This is a genomic window from uncultured Clostridium sp. (assembly GCF_947039605.1).
Classification (GTDB): Bacteria; Bacillota; Clostridia; order Clostridiales; family Clostridiaceae; genus Sarcina.
Window position 1 is genome coordinate 1 of record NZ_CAMQZG010000087.1, and the last position, 5330, is coordinate 5330.

General features: G+C 28.6%; 6 protein-coding genes. All 6 read left to right on the forward strand.

From position 1 onward, the window contains the following. The coding region (locus tag Q0V24_RS16835; protein ID WP_297523295.1) for a hypothetical protein at positions 1-411 on the forward strand (411 nt) is incomplete at its 5' end. Between the two features lies 1 nt (position 412). After that, entirely contained in the window at positions 413-1111 is a 699-nt protein-coding gene (locus Q0V24_RS16840) for a hypothetical protein (protein WP_297523297.1), read from the forward strand. Beyond that, complete coding sequence (locus Q0V24_RS16845) at positions 1111-2646, forward strand: hypothetical protein (protein ID WP_297523299.1); 1536 nt, start codon at positions 1111-1113, stop codon at positions 2644-2646. Before Q0V24_RS16840 ends, Q0V24_RS16845 begins: the two co-directional genes overlap by 1 nt. A 16-nt stretch (positions 2647-2662) precedes the next feature. Then, entirely contained in the window at positions 2663-2974 is a 312-nt protein-coding gene (locus Q0V24_RS16850; protein ID WP_297523301.1) for an XkdX family protein, read from the forward strand. 66 nt (positions 2975-3040) lie between these two features. Continuing rightward, entirely contained in the window at positions 3041-4918 is a 1878-nt protein-coding gene (locus tag Q0V24_RS16855; RefSeq protein WP_297523302.1) for a phage tail protein, read from the forward strand. Between the two features lie 14 nt (positions 4919-4932). Next, complete coding sequence (locus tag Q0V24_RS16860) at positions 4933-5193, forward strand: hemolysin XhlA family protein (protein ID WP_297523304.1); 261 nt, start codon at positions 4933-4935, stop codon at positions 5191-5193. Positions 5194-5330 lie beyond the last annotated feature (137 nt).

Here is a 5330-nt window from a genome sequence, read left to right on the forward strand (position 1 = left end):
GGACATGCAGCAGCACACGCAATTGGGTTAAATGTAGTTATTCCACATAATAACGAGCCAAGACCTAGCCAATCAAAGTTTTTAGCAATGCCTATTAATAAGCAAAAACCTACTAACTTTAGTTTAGCAAGTCAATCTTCAACAAGTTTAAACTCTTTAAACAGTTTAACAACTGGATTATCTAGCACAGGTGGGATATTAAAAGAATCAATTAATGAAATAAATATTGAAGATATACTAAATAATGCGATAGATAAAGTAATATCTAAAATAGATAAGACTAAGGATCATAAGGAAATTAATTTAAAAGTTATTTTAAATGGAAAAGAAATAGCCTATGCAAGTAACGATTATCAAAATAGATTAAATGGAAAAGAAATAGAATTACAAAAAAGATTGAAAGGACTTTAATATGAAATACTTACAATTTAATAATCATTCATCAGCAGATTTTAGATTAGGAATTCTAAGTGTTAGTTTAGGTGTTCCGAGTCCTAATTTAATTATAGAAAAGCTTCCATATTGTAATGGAAGCTTTGACTTTAGTACAGTTGCTACAGGTGGGCTTATGACTTATAGCGATAGAGTTATAACAATAGATTTCAATTATATAGAAAAAAATCAAACTAACCTTTATGAAACTTTTTCAAAGGTAAGCTCTTGGTTATTAAGTGGACCTAAAGGTAATTTAACATTTAATTATATCAATGGTTTTTATACAGGTAGGTGTACTCAGATAAGCGATTTAAAAACATTTATATTACTTGGTAAATTCACAGCTACATTTACATGCGACCCATTCTTAGATTCTGGTGCATATGGTGATTGGCTATGGAATCCATTTAATTTAGAAACAGGAATTGCAGAAGTTTCAACGTGGACCGTTAATACAAATGATATCATCACTATTATTAACGAGACTAATTCAGTAATCCCTACTATTAACTCAGATAAAGAAGTTACTTTAATGATTAATAGTAAAGCTTATAAATTAAATATTGGTGATAATAAACTATTTGGCTTAGTTTTATTCAATGGAGAAAATGATATAAGAATATTAGATAGTGATAATGCTACTCTAAAATTTAATTTTAGAAAGGAATATATTTAATGGCAAATATAGATAAAGAAATTCAAACAATTAATACGTCTATTTACGGTAAAGATATTACAAAATCTATAGTCGATGGTCTTAATGCGGTAAATGGTGAAGTTATTAATCTTTCAGATGACCAAAAAACTTTTGAGAATAATATAACTATACAAATAGAAAAAGCTTCAACAAATCAAGATAATTTTAAAGATACTATAAATAAACAACTAGAAGGTTCAATAGACGATCAAAATAACTTTAAAAAGACTATAAATTTACAAATGGAAGGTTCAAATGATGATATTGCTGCAATGAAAGAAATTGTAGAGAACTCTAAAGAGACTATTGAAAGTGCTGGAGAAATAAATAATAAAATAACTACTTTAGGAACTGCTATAGCTCAAAATGAATTAATGGTTAATGCTGAAATAACAGGTGTTAAGGAAAATTCATATAAAGAAAATATGATTTTAAATTCTAATTTTAGCGGGGATGAAAGACGCGGTGGTGGAATTGTTTCTAATCAATATGGTTTTGGTCAAACTACAACAGGATTGAGGGTAGTAAAAGGTAAAACTTACACATTTACGGTAGGTGGTTCAATATCAGAACAAGCTATTGCAAATGGGGGACATCTTATGATTTGCCTTTATGATACAGATTGGAGTACAAATGGAGCAACGATAAATATAACTTCTTCTAATGCAACAACTCAATCTAAAACTTTTGTAGCAACAAAAACAGAATATCTATATGTTTCATCTTTTTTAGCACCTAAAAATATAGCGACTAAGTGTCAGAGTTCAGGTGGGGAATGTGTTGTTTATTGGTATGGTTTAGTTGAGGGAAGTATTGCACTTAATCATTGGACACCTTGTTCATGCGATTTAACAAATGGAATAAATGTATTTGGTAATTCTAATTTTGGTGTTAATGGAGTAACAACAAATGTTAATGGTGCTTGTTGGAATACGTCAGAAGTTGAATTACAAGCAGGGATACCTTATACATTTACAGCTTGTGCTAGTATAGATACTAATACAAATGGAAGTATGGCACTATGTATGCTTTATACAGATGATTGGTCACAATGTCCATCATTATATTTTACACCCACTAACCAACCTAGTGTAATGAGTATTACATTTATTCCACAGGTTACACAGAAGTTTAAATTTGGTTTATATTCAAGAGATGCACAACAAAAATCTCACGGTGTAAATTGCAATTTAAAATGGTATACAGTAACACAAGGTAGTAAGTCTGGTGCTTGGAATCCTAGTATGTTAGATATTAAAGGTAATACAAGTTTACAATTAGCTAGTTTAGGAAGAATGACAACTCAAATGATTTTAGCGCAGTCTACTAATCTAAAACAAACCAAAACTTTAGGTGAAAATACTACTCAGTTATTACTTGAAAATAATGAATTCAAAATTCAAAATAAAACTTTAGGAAATCATATTTGTAATTTAACATTAGAAAATAATCAATTAAAACAACAGGTCAAGAGTCTTGGCCACATGATGATAGAAATGCAATTAAATAAATAAAGAGAGGATGATAATAATGGATTTTAATACATGGAAAGAATTTTACGGATGGGGATTTGCTTCAAAAGAGGAATTGAAAGATGCGGTGAAACAAAATATACTTACAATAACTCAATACAAAGAAATTACAGGAGATGATTATATAATCGCAGCACCTATTATTGAACCAAGCGAGCCAGTACTACCAAATATTCAATCTAGTCAACCAGTAGATATTAAGCCAATTGTACCAAAGGAAACTACTCAACCAACAGATATTAAACCAATTATGCCAGATGTTACTGTACAACCTATTAACCCAGCAACAGAAACTATTAGCCAAAGCTAGTAGTTATTTTTATGCCTACATTCTAATTTTGTTGTGTAGGCATTTTATTAAAGAAAGGGAGCTTAGATGTTTAAAATAAGAGTAAAAGGAACTAATGACGAAATTAAATGTTTAACTAAATCTATAAACTTTGTAAAAAATACAGCTTCAATATTAACTTTTGAATTAGGCATTAATAGTCCAAAATATAATAAATTAAAAAAATATTTAGATTATATACAGGTTATTGATCAAAGAGATAATTCGTTAATATTTGATGGTAGAGTTATATCGAATCAAACAGGCATGAGTAATTCAGGTGAATTTACTAATACAGTAGTTTGTGAGAGTGTTCTTAATTACTTAAATGATACTTATGTAGGTCTTTGGGAGTTTCATCCTTTAGACCTGCCACCAAAAGCCCCAATAGGAGCAATAGCAAATGCTACAGTTATCACATTTTTAAAGAAATTATTAGATAATCATAATTCTAAAGTTGGAAAAGAGAAGCAAATTCAACTTGGTACTATAGAAATTAATGAACCTGTATATATAAAAACTAATTATGAAAGTAGTTTAGCTGATTTAGTATCTAAAATATTAGATAGACATAGTGGGTATTTAATTATAAGAAATTCTAACGGCATAAACTATTTAGATTATTTACTTAATAGTCCAATAACTAAAGCTCAAACCGTAGAGCTTGGCTCTAATATGGATTCAGTTGATATAGATGATAGTGATACAAATATATTCACTAGAGTAATACCTTTTGGTAAAGATAATATTAGTATCAAGACTATAAATAATGGTATTGAATATGTTCAAGATGATAACTTAATTAGCAAATATGGAGTTATTGAAAAAGTAATGAAGTGGGATGATATAACTATTCCACAAAACTTATTAAATAAAGCTAATGCAGTATTTTCACAAGTAAAATTAAATGCTGATTGTATTAAATTAACAGCTTTAGATTTAAGCTATATTGATAATAATTTTAACGAATTAAAATTATATACACCTATAAGAGTTATAAATAGCACATTAGACTATGATAATACTCATGAGATAGTTTCTATATCATTAGACTTATATAATCCATTTAAGAGCACATTTGACTTAAATCAGAGTGCTGTTACATCTAATGACAATGTTAGTAGTGCAATATCTCAAATTAATTCTAATAAGATAGAAATAGTTTCAATAGGAAGTGAACTTGAAACAAAAGTATCAGGAGATGTTTTTGAAACTTATAGAATTCAAAGTAACGAAAAAATTCAAGATACAGTTAAAACACTAAATAATAGTATTTCAACTATTAAAACACAAACTGCAAATGCTATTTCACAAGCTGCAAAAGACATGGATGGGAAAATTTCAGAAGAAATTCAAACTGCAACTAAAATTCAAAATAGCGTTAAGGATTTAAAGAATAATATATCATCTATGAAAACTCAGCTTTCTAATGAAATAAGCGATAAAATTTCTAGTAAAGACATGAGTTCAGAATTAAAGCAGCAATTAAATGAATTTGATTTTACAATTGGAGGGAATACACCTTTAAAAATCACTCAAGAAGAACTTGATTGTAAATTTAAAGATGGTAGTGAAGCTATTATCGGAGAAGATGGATTTTACTATAAAAGCGGTGATGGAAAGTATAGTTATCACTGTCTTTATTATCACGATTCAGTAAGTAAAGTTCATAGTGGAGAAAGCAGAACTATAACAGTTCCAGAAATTTTTAGAGGGAAAGATTATAAGATTGCCTATTGGCTCGGGAATGTACTAAGTGAAAATGCTACTGACTGCTTAAATAGCTATGATGTTGAACTTTTATCTAATGATAAATATAATATGACATTTACTATAAAAGTAAGTATTATGTCTTTTAATCCTCGAACAGAAACAAGTCCATATCCTCGTGGATATGGAAATATAGTATATACAATCTTAGCATAAAGGATAATGAAAAAATGATAGATGAAGAAAGAATACAATTAATGCTTGAGTCTCATAAAGAAAAAATCGAAAAAAATGAGGAGCATATAAGCAAACTCGAAGAAAAAATAGTAGAGCAAATTCAAGATGCAACTAAAACTAGAAGTGATTTGAAAAGTTTATGCAAGTCAGTGGAAGGATTAACAAATACAATGAAATATTTATGTACAACCCTTGTTGGTTTCTTAGTTGTTTTCTTTGGCTTCATGATTCAAAATCACTTTGTAATACACTAATAGAAGGGAAGTATAGAAAATGAAAAAAATAAAAGAAATACTTAAAAGACTATCCAATACAGGAACTATTATAGCAATAGCGGGAGCAATTATTTTAATATTAAATAATGTTGGAATAATAGTTGATAACACAAAAG